The following is a 13,744-nucleotide window of genomic DNA, read 5'->3' on the forward strand; positions in this document are numbered from 1 at the left end:
GGAAAACAAATTAAAAAGAGTTTGGAAAGCTGAAAAACAGATATGGGGACTACGCGCGGAGCGTCCGCGTATGGGGTCAGACCCTCACGCGCGTTGGCGCCAGGCTTTGCGTCAGCTGTGTTGGGGGTCTGACCCCAGCCCTCGCCTGCCCTGCGCCAACGCTCAACCAGCGCGGCGGCGCTCGCGCAGCAAGAAACGGGCAGGATCCAGGGCGGCGGCCAATTGACTCTCCAGCGGCAACGGCTCCCCCTCCAGCTGGCAAGCCAGCAGCTCGGCCGCCAGCGGTGCCCAGATCAGGCCGCGCGAGGCATAACCGAGCAAGCCGAACAGGCCGGGCCAGCGCGGCACGTCGCGCAGGCGCTCGCAGCGGCCCGGTATGCCGGGGTCGGGCAAGGCGCCCGCCAGCGGCAGGCGGTCCGCTGCCATGCAGCGAAAGCCCGTGCGCCCGGCCAGCGGCGCCTCGAACGGGGCCACGTCCAGGATGTCGGCGATCTTCGCGATATTGTCTTCCTGGTTCGATGGGCGCAAGCCGGGGTCCGCGTCCGCATCGTAGCTGGCGCCCACGCACACGACGCCCTGGTACGCCGGCGTCACGTAGGCTTCGCGGCAGACGACGAACGGCAGCGACGGCAAGCTGCCTTCGGCCAGGTGCGTGACCTGGCCGCGCACGGCGTCCAGCGGCAAGCCGGCCGCCTGTTCGAAATCCACGGCGCCCGTGCCCGCCGCCAGGATGACGGTGGGTGCCGCCGCGATCAGGGCACCGTCCGCATCGCGCACCAGCCATTCGCCGTCGCCACGTTCCAGGCGCAGGGCGCTGCTGAAAAAGCGCCGCGTGAGCAAGGCGCCGCAGGCGTCCAGCATGGCCGCGCAGACGGAAGACGGGCGCGCCCAGCCGCCCTGCTCGAACCACCAGGCGCCATCGGGCGCCGGCGCGCCCAGCATGGCGGTTGCCTCAGGCGCTTCCAGCCAGCGGGCGAATTCACGCGGATACAGGCCGCTGGCGGCGATCTGCCGCTGCACCTGCGCATGCGCCCCGTCGCGCGCCAGGTGCAGCACGCCGCTTTGCGCACCCTCGATGGCGGCGCCGATACCGCCCAGGTCTTTCCAGCGCTTCAGCGAGTACAGAAAGGCGGCGCGCACCAGGCGCGTGGCGATATTGTCGTCCTTTGACATCAGCGGCATGAAGATGCCGGCCAGGTTGCCCGACGCTTCGCTCGCAGGCTGCGCGTGGCGTTCGATCAAGGTCACCTTCCAGCCGCGCGCGGCCAGCCGTTCGCAGGCGGCCGCGCCGGCCACGCCCGCGCCGATGACGACGGCGCACCGCTCGGGCGCGGCAACGGCCGCGTACTCGTCGCGCCGCGCATAAAACACGGCGCGCAAACGGCTCTCGTCAAAAACAAAGCCATGCTTTTGCAGCGCCGTGCGCTGCGCCTCGTCCAGGTGCACGGCTTGCAAGTGCGCGCCATCGGCCATCAGGCGCGCCAGCACCGGCGTGGCCGCCGGCACCCAGGCCAGATGCACTTCATCGACACGCGCCGACAATTGCGCCAGACAGGCATCGGGCTCGCCGATCAGCACATCGAGTGTGACGAGGCCATCGTGCGACACCATGCGGTGCAGACCCGGCACGCAGGGCGGCCACTGTGCGCGCCACTCGTCGGGCAAGTGATGCGCATCGACAGGACGCGGCGCCAGCGCGATGTAATGCAGGCGGCGACCGCCATGCGCGGCGCAGGCGGCGCGCAGGCGGGCAGCGTCAAAATCCGTGTCGAGCAGGACCAGGGCGCGGCGCATCAGCGCCCCGCGCGGCAAAAGCAGGCGGGCGCGTGGTCGTTGACCATGCCGATGCCCTGCATGTAGGCGTAGATGATGGTCGAGCCGACGAACTTGAAGCCACGCTTGAGCAAGTCTTTCGACAGTTTGTCGGACAGGGCCGTCTTGGCGGGAAACTCGCCCGGCTGCCAGCTGTTGACGATGGGCTGGCCGTCGACATACGCCCACAAAAAGCTGTCCAGGGTCTGCCCTTCCGCGCGCAGGCGCAAATAGGCTTGGGCATTCGTGATGGCGGCCGCCACCTTCAGGCGGTTGCGCACGATGCCAGGGTCCGCCAGCAGCTGCGCCACCTTGTCCGGGCCATATGCGGCGATCTTTTCCGCATCCCAGTTATCAAAAGCGGCGCGGTAGGTGTCGCGCTTGTTGAGGATGGTTTCCCAGCTCAGGCCAGCCTGCGCGCCTTCCAGGTTCAGCATCTCGAACAGCCGGCGCTCGTCGTGGCAAGGCACGCCCCATTCCGTGTCGTGATACGCAAGGTAGCGGGGATTGGCCGGATTGGCCCAGGAGCAGCGGATGGTGGTCATGGTCGGGTTCTTCATGTGCGGGCAACCGCCAGTATAGTTTATCGGCCGCGCAGGATGCGCCCCAGCTCCTGCAAGCCGTGCGCCATCTCGGCCGGGGGAATGGCCGCAAAGCCCAGCAGCAGCCCGGGCGGCGTGGCGCATTCGGGCCCCGCCGCCGGGTCGGCATAGTGTCCCAGCGGGCGCAGTTCGATGCCCCGCGCCAGGCCCGCGCGCGACACCGCTTCCTCATCGTGATCGCCGCGAAAATACGCGCACAGTTCCAGGCCGCTGTCGGCCGGGCCGCACGCGAGCTGGTCGCCCAGCTCGTGCGCCAGACCGCGCACCAGCAGGTCGCGCCGTTCGGCATTGCTGTCGCGCGTGCGGCGGATATGCCGGCCAAAGTGGCCTTCGGCGATGAAGTCGGCCAGCGCCATCTGCGGCACGATGGCCGTGTGCCGGTCCATCACGGCCTTGGCCTGCACCAGCGCCTCGGCCAGCGCGGGCGGCGCCACCATGTAACCGAGGCGCAGGCCGGGGAACAACACCTTCGACAGGGTGCCCACGTAGACCACGCAGCCGGCCCGGTCCAGGCTTTGCAGCGACGCCAGCGGCGCGCCCGTGTAGCGGTATTCGCTGTCGTAATCGTCTTCCACCAGCCAGGCTTTATTGTGCGCGGCCCAGGCCAGCAGGGCCAGGCGGCGGGGCAAACTCATGCTCACGCCCAGCGGCATCTGATGCGACGGCGTCACGTAGGCCAGCTTCGCCTGCGGGCAGTGCGCCACGCCGTAGGCCACGTCCAGCCCCTGCGCGTCGACGGGAACAGGGAAGACGCGCGCGCCGGCCGCGCGCAGCGGGCCGCTGGCGCCCCGGTAGCCGGGCGACTCCATCCAGGCGGCGTCGCCGGGCGCCAGCAGGATGGTCGACAGCAAAAACAGCGCCTGCTGCGAGCCGGACGTGATGACGATTTGCTGCGGCGTGCACTGGACGCCGCGCGACGCCTTCAGGTACACGCACAGCAGTTCGCGCAGCGGCAGGTAGCCGGCCGGGTCGCCGTAGCCGAACTGGTGGTCGGGACGGCGCCAGCGCCGCGCTTCCAGGCGGTTCCACACGTCAAATGGAAAATGGTCGATGCGCGGCATGCCGACGCGGAAGGCGCGCAGCGGCCCCCGGTGGAATGCCACCTGGCGCATGGCCGTCACCACGCCCTGCCCGCGCGCCGACAGGGGCCGCAGCAGGCCGGGCGCAGCTGCCGGCGGCACAGGCAGCGGCACCTCGCGGCTGACAAAGGTGCCGCGCCCGACGGCGCCATCGAGGTAGCCTTCCGCCGTCAGCAGCGCATACGCATTGAGCACCGTCTGGCGCGACACAGCCAGCAGGCGGCAAAAATCGCGCGTGGGCGGCAGCTGCATGCCGGGGCTCATGCGCCCGTCGAGGACGGCCGCCTTGATGGCCGCGTACAGCTGGCGGAACAGCGGTTCGCTGGCGCCGCGCTGCAGCGGCAAGGCGGCGATAAGCTGGTTCAGGTGGGAAGCTGGCATAGTGTGGCTCTCGAATTGGTATCTTCAAGATAGCACTTATTGGCTGTTTTAAATAGCCAAGACTGGCGCTAAGATGGCGTATCCCTCTACTTTTGCGGAGTACCCATGCATCAGTTTTTCGCCACCTTGGCCTGGCAGCGCGACGGCCAGGATTTCGCCGGCCAGCGCTACAGCCGCGGCCATGAATGGCAGTTCGACGGCGGCCTGACGGTACCCGCCTCGTCGTCGCCCCTGTCCGTGCCGCTGCCGATGTCGGTGGCGGAAAACATCGACCCGGAAGAGGCGCTGGTGGCCGCCACGTCGAGCTGCCACATGCTGTTCTTCCTGTCGCTGGCGGCCCAGCGCGGCTACGTCATCGACGATTACCGCGACGATGCCGTCGGCGAACTGGGCAAGAATGCACAAGGCCGCCTGGCCATGACGCGCATCGTGCTGCGTCCGCGCATCGCCTTCGCGGGAACGCCGCCCACGCCAGATGCCTTGGCCGCCCTGCACCACGATGCGCACGAACGCTGCTACATCGCCAATTCGCTGACGGCCGACGTCGTCGTACAAGGAGCCTGTTAAATGTACACGCCCTCCACCTTCCGCGAAGAGCGCCTCGACGTGCTGCATGGCCTGATCGACAGTCACCCGCTGGGCGCGCTCGTGCGCCACGGCGCCGATGGCTTGTGCGCCGACCATCTGCCGTTCGAGATCGCCGCGCCCACGCTTGATGCGCCATTCGGCATCCTGCGCGCCCACGTGGCGCGCGCCAACCCGCTGTGGCGCGCCGCCGGCGGGAGCGACGACGCACTGGTGATCTTCCAGGGGCCGCACGCCTACATCACGCCCGCCTGGTATGCGGAAAAGCAGCGCAGCGGCAAGGAAGTCCCCACCTTTAACTATGCGGTGGTGCATGCGCACGGCCCCCTGCGCGCCATCGACGACGCGGCGTGGCTGCTGGGATTGGTGGAGCGGCTGACGGCGCGCCACGAGGCGGATCAAGCCGCGCCGTGGAAGGTGGGCGACGCGCCGGCCGGCTATATCGACAAGCTATTGAAAGCCATCGTCGGCATCGAGATTCCCCTCACGCGCCTGGAAGGAAAATGGAAGCTGGGCCAGAACCGCAGCATGCAGGACCAGGCCAGCATGGCGCACGGCCTGGCGCTCGATCATCACCCCGGCCCGGCGCAGGCGCTGGGCGCGCTGATCGCCGCCAACGTCACGCCAGCCAGCTGACGGCCGCCGAAAACGTCAAAAACGACAGCGCCGTCGAGACGAGGATGATGCGGGCAATGCGCGTCGACGCTGTGCGACCGATGATGCGCAAGGCGCGGGGCGCGCCCCGTGACGTTGACTGTCCCCTCACGCCAGCCAGCTGACGGCGGCCGAAAACGTCAAAAACGACAGCGCCGTCGACACTAAAATGATGCGGGCGATGCGCGCCGTGTTCGCGCCGAAGCGTTCCGACAGCAGCGCGACGTTGCTGGCGCTGGGCAGGCAGGCCACCAGCACCATGCAGGTCAGCGCGAACGGATCGAGCGGCGCACCGAGCGCGATGGCCGCGTGGCCGATGCCCCACACCAGCAGCGGATGCAGCAGCAGTTTTTTCAGCGCCACGGGCACATATTCTCCCAGCGGCGCCGGGTCGCTCGTGCTCATCTGCGAACGGGCCAGCACGGCGCCGATGGTAAACAGGGCAACGGGAGAGGCGGCATCGGCCAGCAGGCCCACCGTCTGCGTCAAAGGCTTGGGCAAGGCCAGTTCCAGCCACGACGACAGGGCACCGAGCACGATCGCCCACGGCATCGGGTTGCCCGCCATGCCCTTCATGGCGTTGACGACGGCGGCGCGGCTGCCGTGCGCGCCGCCGCTGCCGATGCGCGACAGGGCGATGCACAGCGAGCTGGTAATGAGCATGTCGACGACGATGGTGACGATGACGGGGCCCGAGGAACGGGGTCCGAGCAAGGTCAATAGCAGGGGCACGCCCATGAAGCCCGTGTTCGGGAAGGCCGCCACCAGCGCGCCGAAGGCAGCATTGTTCCAGTCGATGCGGTGGCTCAGGGTCATGGCCGTGGTGACACCCACCATGATCAGGGCGCACAGCAGATAGACGCCGAACACGCTGGCGTCGAGCAGTTGCGCGACGGGCGTGGCGGCGCCGAAGCGGTACAGCATGCACGGCAGCGCGAAGTACAGGACAAAACTGTTCAAGCCGCCGATGGCGGCCAGCGGCAGCAGCGTGCGCCGCACGGCCAGATAGCCGCACAGCACCAGGGCGAAGAAGGGAAAGGTGATGGCAAGAATGGTCAGCATGAAACGCCATTGTAGCGCGCCGCACTGGCCGGCCGGCTGGCGCAAAAAAAGGCCGCTCGCGCGGCCCAAGGAGGTTTCGGAAAAAACGCCGGGGGCAAGCTATGGCTTGAGCTGGGCGCGGATCTCGCCGGCCGGGTAGGCCGCGCTGTGCACGTTCACATACAGGTTGCCGGCCTGGTAGCTCGCATACTGGGGCGGCGTCAGCATGGTGTTCGGCGGCACGGCAAACATGCCTTCGGCGGTTTTCACCAGCGGCACGATGACGGGGCCGTTGACGCCCGCCGGCGCTTCATGGATATGCGCGACGGTGGCCACCATGCCCGCGTAGCGCACGCCCCCGCTGACGCTGCGGTCGTGCGCGATGCGGATATTGCTGCTGCCGGTGGCCATGCTGGTATTGGCCGGCACTTCCTGCGCGCCCGTCAGGGTGACGTCATGGCCGCCCGGGTGATGCGGGCCATGGGAACAGGCGCCCAGCAGGGCGGCCAGCGCCAGCACAGTGGCGGCGCGGCGTAGGTGTTGCGGCAATGTGGTCATCGCAGTACTCCTTCAACGGACATCGGATCACGGATGGCGCCATGCCCGCACAGCCGGGTCTGCGCCGCACTTGAGTTGCATGGTGCGACAGTAACGCCATGCCGTGCAGTCCGTCTTGCTTTGCGACAAACTTGGCGCGCGCCCGCCACCCGGCCTCAGACCAGATGCCCTTCCGCCACCCAGCCCCGATTGGCTGCTGGCGCCTTCGGCTTGGGCGCGATGCCGCTGCTCTTTTCCGCATCGAGGATGATGCTGCGCATGCTGTCGCTGGCGGCAGGCCCTGGCGCGAACGCGTAATACTCATCATTGATGGGCAAGCCCGTCGTGGCGTCGACCAGCACCGGATCGGCGGCCAGGCCCGTGTCGCGGCTGGCGATGACGAGACTGGCGCCTTCGGGCGCGAAGTTTTCATTGCCCCAGGCGATAAACGCCAGCAAGACGGGCTTGAAGGCGCGGCCGGACTTGGTCAGCACATAGTCGTAGCGGGGCGGCTTGGCGCAATACAGGCGGCGCGTCATCAAGCCCCCTTCCACCAAGTCGGCCAGGCGGCGCGTCAGGATAGTGGGCGCGATCTTGAGGCTTTTTTCAAATTCGTCGAAGCGCGTCTTGCCATAAAACGCTTCGCGCAGGATGAGGATGCTCCACCATTCGCCGACCTTGCCCAGGCTGCGCGCAATGGGGCAAGGCAAATTATTAAAGTTGGTATGTTTCATGACCGTCTCCTCACGTTGATCCAACACAACAATTAAAAAAAAATCCTACGGTTGCCACACGGAAACTTAGTTACTATCGCTTTGCAAGCGGTCTCCCGCCCCGTGGAGGGCTTGAAAATACGCGAAAAATCACACTTTTCTTGCTCCAGTACAATCATGCTTAGTCCAGCTTCTCCCGTCCCGGTGTGCGAAACGGCGTCAGAGAATGTTGTTTCCCGTCCGTTTTTCACCTGATACGCTTACGATGACTTCTTTGAAATTTGCCTCCCTGCCAATGTTGCTCGCCCTCTCCCTCTGCCAGACCACCGCCGCCGCCACCGTTTCCTCCGCATCGTTCCAGGCCACCTTCGTCGTCCACGAAGCGTGCACCGTCGTCTCGCAGCGCGGTAGCACCCAGGTGCGCTGCCAGTACAACACGCCCTATCTGCTGCAACAGCAGGCGACGCCATCGGACACCGGCCTCATCACCGTCACGTTCTAAAAATAGATCGTTGCCGTCACCGTGTCCTTGTAGTCGCCGGGGCGCGGCGACACCTGCGCCGGCACGCGGCCGTAAATCGTCAGCGGCACGCTGGCGCCCGTACCCGTGCCTGTCACCATGCTGGTGCCTGACGTGCCATCGCCCCAGAGCGGGCCATCGAGCGTCGACGACAGCAGGTAGCTGACCTTGTCCGTCGTTACAATGTTTTTCATTTGCCGGTTCGCCACGTTGGCCGCCACGCTGCCGCCGTTCAGGGCAATCTGGTAGGCATTGTTGTTCACGCAGCGCACGGACAAGGTACTGGTGCTGCGCAAGTTGCCCGTCAGGATGGAAGCGTTCGCGAATGCCATCGGACTGGCCGCGATGGTGCAGTCGTTGACGGCCGTGGCATTGACCGCGAAACCGAAGCTGCCGCTGCTGGCCGTGCAGCCAAACAGGTTGACGAGGCCATACGTGGTGTAGGTGTAGGTGCCCTGGCCGGCAAAGCTCGACGTGTACACCGTATTGGCGTTGGCGGCCGTGGGCACGGCGGCCAGGGCCGTGCCAGCGGGGATCCTGGCATACACGGTAAAGGTGGTGGAATACGTGCCGGGCGGGGCCAGCAAGCCGGCCGACAAAATGATGCCGAAGGTCGACGGCGCGCCCGCCACGCCGGCGCCGCCCCAGATCTTCGCCGTGGCATACGAATTGTCCACGTACACGTTGTACTCCATGCGGTTGCTGCCATTGCCCAGCTTGCGCGGCAGGGCCGAGGTGGAATTCGTGCCCAGCCCCAGCGAGATGCACACTTGTGCGTTGGGCGTGAGCAACTGCCCCAGGTTCAGCGACGAAAACAGGCAGCTGAAGGTGCCCGTTGCCTGCGCCACGTAATCGCTGCCGGAAATCGGGCTGACGGCGCCGAAATCGATATTCGTCATGCTCACCGTGCAGGTATCGGCCGCCTGCGCCGCGCCGCCCCAGGCGCATCCCAGCAGCAGGGTCAGACATGGCAGCAGGCGGCGCATCAGCGGCCTCCCCCGGCGCCGGCGGCAGCGCAGCGCAGCGGCCCGATCACGGGCAAGCCGCCCGCGGCAGGACGCACATAGGCAAAACCTACCGTGCACGCGCTGTCGCCCTCGCCGACTTGCAGCTGATTCTGCTCGAGCAGATCGTCAACGAACACCATGCCGTCAAATCCCATGACCGTCTGCTTGCCGCTTTGCACATGCAGCACGGGCAAGCCCGTGGCCAGCGGCTTGCCGTCGGCGCCTTGCATGATGACGGTGGCGGCGCTGTAGCGTTCGACGGGAAAGGCGGCCAGCACGCCCGCCAGCTGTTGCGGCACGACATTCATATTGGTCACGGGCACGCGCGCGTCAACGTCGAGCTCATCCGTGGCGATGCTGATCTGGTTATTGCCATAAGGATTCAAATTCGGTACCAGCAGATAGCCGCCCCTGTCCGTCACGCCGATCTGGCGGTTTTCATGCAGCACGGGAATATTGCCCACACCGCCAGTGGACACCAGCGCAAAACCGCTGCCCACCTGGCGCGCCGCCTCGACATGCCCATCCATCAGCACCAGCGCGCCGGCCGCGCCCAGCGAGGAGGCATTGCCCATGCCGCCGCTTTGCGTGCGCGCATTCACGCGGCCGTTATTGCCCAGGTATTCCACTTGCGCTTGCCGATAGGCATTGCGGCCCACCGTGCCAGCCTGCAAGTTCCAGCCGACACCGCCGCCAAAGTCCGCCGCGCGCTGCGCGCTGACGCTGCGGCCGCTCTCGCCGTTTTGCCGGCTGCCGCTCGTGCTGATGGCCAGATTGTTGTCGAAGGCCATGCTCAAGCCGACATAAAAGCCCCGCTTCTCGCGTTGCCGCAAATCCTGGAACAGGCTGGCGTTCAGGAACAGGCCGTGAAACAGGGTCGCCGAATAGCCCAAGGTGGCCAGCTTCGATGACGGTGCGCCGGGCGTGCGGTAGCCGATATAACTGCTGCTGATACTGCTTCCCGCCGGCAAAGGCAGGCTCACGGTGACGCGGTCCGCCGCGCGCACCACGGGGCTGCCATCACGCGAAGCGAGGTCGCCAAACCCGGCGCTGGCGCGCACGCTGTACGCATCGACGCTGAAGCTTGGCCCCACATATTGGTACCCGGCGCCCAGCTGCGCACCACGGCTGCGGCCGGCGCTGGCCGACAGCGAGCCGCTGAGCACGCCCGCCTGGCCCAGCCGCACCAGCGCGCCCGCCCCCGCCTGGTACAGGCCGGCAGCCAGTTCCGCATGGCCTTCGATGGTGAAGCTGTCGCTGACGCCATGGCGGCCGGAAGCGCTGGCAAGCAGTTGCCGCTCGTAGCCGAACAGGCGGCGGCCATAGTCGCGCCGCACGGCGCCCGCCTCGACCGAGTAATCGCTCAAGCCGCTGGCCAGCATGCGCGTGTCGACATACAGGGGCAGCACGGTCGTCACGCTGCGCCCCAGGGCATCGCGCGTGATGAGGGTGGCTTGCCCCGCGCCATTGATGCCGGCCACCTGGTTCAGCACGAACGGACCGCTGGGCACGCTGGCAGCATATTGCTGCACGCCATTCACATACAGGCTCAGCGACGAAGGCACGAGCGCCGTGCCATCGACGGAGGCGACGGGAAAGGTCAGCAGGTCCGGGCGCAGCTGGAAGTTCTTGCGCCACTGCACGCCGCCCACGCGCACGGCGCGGCTCCAGCTGAGCGATGAGGAGATCAGGTCGCCCACTTGCCACGTTTGCAGGGTCTCGGGGTCGGCATGGCTCCAGAAGGTGTCAAAGCGCATGTACTTGCGCTGGTCTCCCCCCAGGTTCACGGTACCGGTATGGCTGAACACGCCGCTGTCATTGAAATAGCGCAAGTCGTTGAAGATGGCCGCGCGCCGTGTCCGGCCCAGTTCCGCATAGGCTTCGTAATCGAGCACGGCGCCGGGCGTGACGCGCGACGGCGGCGTCTGCGGCGCCAGGCGCGCATCGATGCGGTACGGCGCGCGCAAGTCGTCCGTCACCTGCAGCGACACGCTCTGGCGCGCCGCATCATATTCATAGCTGAGTCCCGGAACCGCATCGAGCGCCACCTCGGTCTGACCGGGCGCGACCACGCGCGCCGGGTCCAGCCCCAGCTGCTGCAAGTTCGCCACACTGCTGCGCAAGGTTTTGCCCACCTGGGTAAAACGCAAGATCAGCCCGGTTGAAACAGCATTCACACTTACCTCCAGATACAGTTCATTCGGCGCCGCCGGATCGGTGGGCAAGCTGGCCGGCCCCGGATCGGCGCCCGTCACGGCCGCCGCGCCATCGGCCCTGGCCAGCGGCGCCATGACCAGCAACAGCAACGCTGCCAGCGCGCGTTTCATGCTTCACGCCGGTCGCGCCCGCCATGGCGGCCATGTTCAAGGTGTCGAATTCTTGGCAATGAGCGCCTTCGCATTCACATTGACCGCAATACTCAACGGCCCATCCAGTTCGGCCTCCCTGGCGACGGGCAGGCGCCATACGCGCATGCGTTCGGCCAGGACATAACCAAACAGCCCCTTGCTGACGGCAAACTCCTTGCCCGCCTGGTTCGTCAACGTCATCGCCCCGATCTGCGCATGGACATTGCCGCTGTTCTTGATACGCAACATCCACTCGCCCCGCTCGCGGAAGACTTGCCAGTCGAGCACTTCCTTGCCAGGCGCAGCGGCCGGCAGCACGAAAACGGGCACCGAATAGCGCAGGCGGATATCGACGCCACTGCGACCCGCATCATCCTCGCGGCTGATTTCATCGATGAGCACGCGATACGTCTTTTCCTGCGCGACAGGGCCAGCCTGGGCACGCACGAGGCGGATGGTCTGCCGGCTGTTGGCGGCGATTTCGACGATCGGCGGACTGGCCACCAGCTCCTGCGTCGGCGCCAGCACTTCTTCGCCATCGCGCTGGTCCCAGGCGAACACCCGCACCTGCCCGTAGATGGCTTGGTCGCCGAGATTTTGCAAGTTGATACCCGCGGCATTCTGAGCGGCGCGCAAATTGAGCGTCACCGGCGAAATCTGCAAATTGGCGCCGTTCGCGCCGGCGGCGCAGCAGGCCAGCAGCGCCAGTACGCTTTTCAGCAGCGACATCGAACCGGCGTTCACGCAGCGCCTGGCTTAAAAGTACACGGTGGCCGTGATGGTCGACTTGTAGGTATCAGGGGCCGGCGTCGCCTGCGGCGGAATGTTGCCGTACACCGTGAGCGGCTGCGACGCGCCGTTGCCGGTGCCGCCGACGGTATTCGTGCCCTGCGTATCGCCCCACAAGGTGCTGCCGGCCGTCTGGAACAGGTTGAATTGCACCGTCCCCAGGTTGCCGCCCGTGCCGCTCAGATAGCGCGTGGTGCCGCTTGAGCCCGTGCCCGTACCCGCCGTCAAGCCCACGTTGTACGGCGTGGTATTGGTGCAGGTGACATTCACGGTCGTATTGACGTTCACGGCAGTAGCCAGTACGCCCTGACTTTGGCCAAAGTCGAGATTGGCAGCCGCAATGGTGCAGTTGGCGATGATTTTCAGGGTCACGTCAAAGGTCGTGGTATTGCTGCCGTTCAAATACACAGCGGCATCGGCGTAGCCAGGCAGGAGGGCCGTCACGGCAAGGACGACACTGGCGGCAGCGGTGAAGCGGGGTAAAATAACTCGCAACATGATACCTCCTGATGACGGAACATCATTAATGCGCCCATCGGCATGAAGGGCTCGAGGATAGTCACGGTATTGCCGGCGTTTTCTGGGGCACGCAAACCAGGACGACAACATACTTGCGCCGAGAGTCAGAAAGCGAGGGACTCCGGCATTGTTTGCAGCATTGGCAAAACAGATTTTTTGGCAATCGACATTGCTTAAAATCAATGCATGAGTGAATTATTGGCGATATAGGAAATCCGCGCTTCTTCTCGCGGAGAAACATCTTTTGAAATACGAGAAAAGCAGAAAAAAAAGAAAAAGCGAGGCATAATAAGCCACAACTTGCTATTTGGTTAAGTCATCCATGCCATGCCATTGACCAGCGAAACCATCAGAAAAAACATCTTGATCGTGGACGATTCCGCGTTCGAGCAGCGCATGCTGATGGAGCTGCTCAGCGAGCAGCCCTACCGCTTCAGCATTGCCTTCAATGGCTATCAGGGCTACCAGCTGGCATTGGCCACGCATCCCGACCTGATCCTGCTCGACGTGCGCATGCCCGAGATGGATGGCTACACGGCGTGCCGTTTGCTCAAGGCCAATCCCGACACGGAACAGATTCCCGTGATCTTTCTCAGCGGCGCCGACGCCGCCAAGGAGCGCGTCATGGGCTTGCAGGTGGGCGGCGTCGATTACATTGCAAAGCCGTTCCTGCCGGAAGAACTGGCCGCGCGCATCCATATCCACCTGGGATTGATGCGTAAAAGCAACAGCACATTACCCGCGGCGACCCCGGTCGGCGACCGGCAGCAACATCCGGACCTCGTGTTCGTCAATGCCGTCAAACAGTTGATCCTCGACAACCTGGGCAGCCTGCCCAACCTGTCCGAAATCGCCCGCAGCGTGGGCACCTACCGCGAAAAGCTGACCCTGATGTTCCGCGAGCAGACGGGCATGACGGTCTTCGCCTTCATCCGCGAAGCGCGCATCGCGCGCGGCGTGGAACTGCTGCAGCAGACGGAAATCGACGTGCAGGATGTCGCCCTCCTGATCGGCTTTCACAACGCGGGCAACTTCGCCACGGCCTTCCGCGAACGCATGGGCGTCACACCCAGCGCCTACCGCCAGCGCCTGCAGGAGCAGACGGTGCAGCGGCAGGTGTCGAACGGGCACTGAGGGGCACGCATGCCCCCCGCACC

At 65.8% G+C, this 13,744-nt stretch carries 14 protein-coding genes; 4 read left to right on the top strand and 10 right to left on the bottom strand.

Going from position 1 to position 13,744, the window contains the following annotated elements; genetic code table 11:
* Positions 1–162: 162 nt before the first annotated feature.
* From mnmC1 to pdxR, 3 genes are read right to left on the bottom strand one after another with little or no spacing between them, the layout of a single operon-like run.
* Positions 163–1,794, bottom strand: a complete 1,632-nt coding sequence (gene mnmC1, locus AC1Q6X_RS21520) for an FAD-dependent 5-carboxymethylaminomethyl-2-thiouridine(34) oxidoreductase MnmC1 (RefSeq protein ID WP_492498357.1) — start codon at positions 1,792–1,794, stop codon at positions 163–165.
* Positions 1,794–2,357: a DNA-3-methyladenine glycosylase I gene (locus tag AC1Q6X_RS21525; RefSeq protein ID WP_070221601.1), complete on the bottom strand. Its 564-nt coding sequence runs from the start codon at positions 2,355–2,357 to the stop codon at positions 1,794–1,796. Before AC1Q6X_RS21525 ends, mnmC1 begins: the two co-directional genes overlap by 1 nt.
* A 38-nt stretch (positions 2,358–2,395) precedes the next feature.
* Entirely contained in the window at positions 2,396–3,874 is a 1,479-nt protein-coding gene (pdxR, locus tag AC1Q6X_RS21530) for a MocR-like pyridoxine biosynthesis transcription factor PdxR (RefSeq protein WP_492498358.1), read from the bottom strand.
* Positions 3,875–3,979: 105 nt separating this feature from the next.
* On the opposite strand from pdxR, the gene AC1Q6X_RS21535 reads away from it, so the two are divergent.
* Entirely contained in the window at positions 3,980–4,441 is a 462-nt protein-coding gene (locus tag AC1Q6X_RS21535) for an OsmC family protein (RefSeq protein WP_099409234.1), read from the top strand.
* Entirely contained in the window at positions 4,442–5,095 is a 654-nt protein-coding gene (locus tag AC1Q6X_RS21540) for an FMN-binding negative transcriptional regulator (protein ID WP_070312551.1), read from the top strand.
* 126 nt (positions 5,096–5,221) lie between these two features.
* Here AC1Q6X_RS21540 and AC1Q6X_RS21545 read toward each other — a convergent pair whose 3' ends face one another.
* The 3 genes from AC1Q6X_RS21545 to AC1Q6X_RS21555 form a co-directional block, all read right to left on the bottom strand.
* A complete protein-coding gene (locus AC1Q6X_RS21545) occupies positions 5,222–6,175 on the bottom strand; it encodes an AEC family transporter (RefSeq protein ID WP_492498359.1) in 954 nt (317 codons plus the stop codon).
* A gap of 99 nt (positions 6,176–6,274) precedes the next feature.
* Positions 6,275–6,712 carry a CHRD domain-containing protein gene (locus AC1Q6X_RS21550; RefSeq protein WP_492498360.1) on the bottom strand — a complete coding sequence of 146 codons (438 nt, stop codon included), beginning with the start codon at positions 6,710–6,712 and terminating at the stop codon, positions 6,275–6,277.
* A gap of 155 nt (positions 6,713–6,867) precedes the next feature.
* Complete coding sequence (locus AC1Q6X_RS21555) at positions 6,868–7,425, bottom strand: winged helix-turn-helix transcriptional regulator (RefSeq protein WP_070312550.1); 558 nt, start codon at positions 7,423–7,425, stop codon at positions 6,868–6,870.
* A 244-nt stretch (positions 7,426–7,669) separates the two neighbouring features.
* On the opposite strand from AC1Q6X_RS21555, the gene AC1Q6X_RS21560 reads away from it, so the two are divergent.
* Complete coding sequence (locus AC1Q6X_RS21560) at positions 7,670–7,906, top strand: hypothetical protein (RefSeq protein WP_139143745.1); 237 nt, start codon at positions 7,670–7,672, stop codon at positions 7,904–7,906.
* Here AC1Q6X_RS21560 and AC1Q6X_RS21565 read toward each other — a convergent pair.
* From AC1Q6X_RS21565 to AC1Q6X_RS21580, 4 genes are read right to left on the bottom strand one after another with little or no spacing between them, the layout of a single operon-like run.
* Positions 7,903–8,910 (bottom strand): Csu type fimbrial protein, encoded by a 1,008-nt coding sequence (locus tag AC1Q6X_RS21565; protein ID WP_070292382.1) that lies wholly within the window; start codon positions 8,908–8,910, stop codon positions 7,903–7,905. The genes AC1Q6X_RS21560 and AC1Q6X_RS21565 overlap by 4 nt on opposite strands.
* Positions 8,910–11,258, bottom strand: coding sequence for a fimbria/pilus outer membrane usher protein (locus tag AC1Q6X_RS21570; protein ID WP_492498361.1), 2,349 nt, complete (start codon positions 11,256–11,258; stop codon positions 8,910–8,912). The genes AC1Q6X_RS21565 and AC1Q6X_RS21570 overlap by 1 nt, the downstream gene beginning before the upstream one ends.
* A 36-nt stretch (positions 11,259–11,294) precedes the next feature.
* Positions 11,295–12,023: a fimbrial biogenesis chaperone gene (locus tag AC1Q6X_RS21575; RefSeq protein WP_227742093.1), complete on the bottom strand. Its 729-nt coding sequence runs from the start codon at positions 12,021–12,023 to the stop codon at positions 11,295–11,297.
* A gap of 12 nt (positions 12,024–12,035) precedes the next feature.
* Complete coding sequence (locus AC1Q6X_RS21580) at positions 12,036–12,566, bottom strand: Csu type fimbrial protein (RefSeq protein ID WP_492498362.1); 531 nt, start codon at positions 12,564–12,566, stop codon at positions 12,036–12,038.
* Between the two features lie 348 nt (positions 12,567–12,914).
* Between AC1Q6X_RS21580 and AC1Q6X_RS21585 the strand changes: the two genes are divergently transcribed.
* Complete coding sequence (locus AC1Q6X_RS21585; protein WP_492498363.1) at positions 12,915–13,721, top strand: response regulator transcription factor; 807 nt, start codon at positions 12,915–12,917, stop codon at positions 13,719–13,721.
* The last annotated feature ends 23 nt before the right edge of the window (positions 13,722–13,744 follow it).

This window comes from Janthinobacterium sp. GW823-FHT06H09, assembly GCF_058794735.1.

Coding starts and splice junctions, on each gene's coding strand:
- AC1Q6X_RS21555 (WP_070312550.1), bottom strand. CDS start 7,425: ATGAAACATACCAACTTTAATAATTTGCCTTGCCCCATTGCGCGCAGC.
- pdxR (WP_492498358.1), bottom strand. CDS start 3,874: ATGCCAGCTTCCCACCTGAACCAGCTTATCGCCGCCTTGCCGCTGCAG.
- AC1Q6X_RS21535 (WP_099409234.1), top strand. CDS start 3,980: ATGCATCAGTTTTTCGCCACCTTGGCCTGGCAGCGCGACGGCCAGGAT.
- AC1Q6X_RS21570 (WP_492498361.1), bottom strand. CDS start 11,258: ATGAAACGCGCGCTGGCAGCGTTGCTGTTGCTGGTCATGGCGCCGCTG.
- AC1Q6X_RS21545 (WP_492498359.1), bottom strand. CDS start 6,175: ATGCTGACCATTCTTGCCATCACCTTTCCCTTCTTCGCCCTGGTGCTG.
- AC1Q6X_RS21580 (WP_492498362.1), bottom strand. CDS start 12,566: ATGTTGCGAGTTATTTTACCCCGCTTCACCGCTGCCGCCAGTGTCGTC.
- AC1Q6X_RS21550 (WP_492498360.1), bottom strand. CDS start 6,712: ATGACCACATTGCCGCAACACCTACGCCGCGCCGCCACTGTGCTGGCG.
- AC1Q6X_RS21565 (WP_070292382.1), bottom strand. CDS start 8,910: ATGCGCCGCCTGCTGCCATGTCTGACCCTGCTGCTGGGATGCGCCTGG.
- mnmC1 (WP_492498357.1), bottom strand. CDS start 1,794: ATGCGCCGCGCCCTGGTCCTGCTCGACACGGATTTTGACGCTGCCCGC.
- AC1Q6X_RS21560 (WP_139143745.1), top strand. CDS start 7,670: ATGACTTCTTTGAAATTTGCCTCCCTGCCAATGTTGCTCGCCCTCTCC.
- AC1Q6X_RS21540 (WP_070312551.1), top strand. CDS start 4,442: ATGTACACGCCCTCCACCTTCCGCGAAGAGCGCCTCGACGTGCTGCAT.
- AC1Q6X_RS21585 (WP_492498363.1), top strand. CDS start 12,915: ATGCCATTGACCAGCGAAACCATCAGAAAAAACATCTTGATCGTGGAC.
- AC1Q6X_RS21525 (WP_070221601.1), bottom strand. CDS start 2,357: ATGACCACCATCCGCTGCTCCTGGGCCAATCCGGCCAATCCCCGCTAC.